This window comes from Saccharothrix sp. NRRL B-16314, assembly GCF_000716595.1.
Lineage (GTDB): Bacteria > Actinomycetota > Actinomycetes > Mycobacteriales > Pseudonocardiaceae > Actinosynnema.
Genome location: NZ_JNXC01000119.1, coordinates 1 through 449 on the forward strand (window position 1 = coordinate 1; position 449 = coordinate 449).

Here is a 449-nt window from a genome sequence, read left to right on the forward strand (position 1 = left end):
GTCGAGGGCCAGCGCCGGCTCCCCGAGACCCTGGCCGACTGGCTGCCCGGCTACGAGAACTCACGGCCCGTCAGATTCGGCAACGCCGCCGTCGACCAGTTCCAGCTCGACATCTACGGCGAGGTCCTCAACACGGTGTACTCGGCCGTCCGGGCCGGAGTCGCCCTCGACGCGTCCGCGTGGGCCCTGGTCGCCTCGCTCCTGGAGTACCTCGCCAAACGCTGGCGGGAACCGGACGAGGGGATCTGGGAAGTCCGGGGCCCACGCCGCCACTTCGTCCACTCCAAGGTCATGGCCTGGGTCGCCGCCGACCGGGCCGTCCGCCTCGCCCGCGTCGCCGGACTCCGCGGCTCCCTCCGCCAGTGGCAGGCCCTGCGCCAGGAGGTGCGCGCGGAGGTCTGCGCGCGCGGCTGGAGCGACGAGCAGCGGTCCTTCACCCAGTCCTACGG

1 protein-coding gene is annotated in these 449 nt (G+C 73.1%); it reads left to right on the top strand.

Annotation, left to right across the window (positions count from 1 at the left end; translation table 11 throughout):
- A partial coding sequence (locus OQ02_RS39290; RefSeq protein WP_033443768.1) for a glycoside hydrolase family 15 protein occupies window positions 1–449 on the top strand: 449 nt, incomplete at both ends.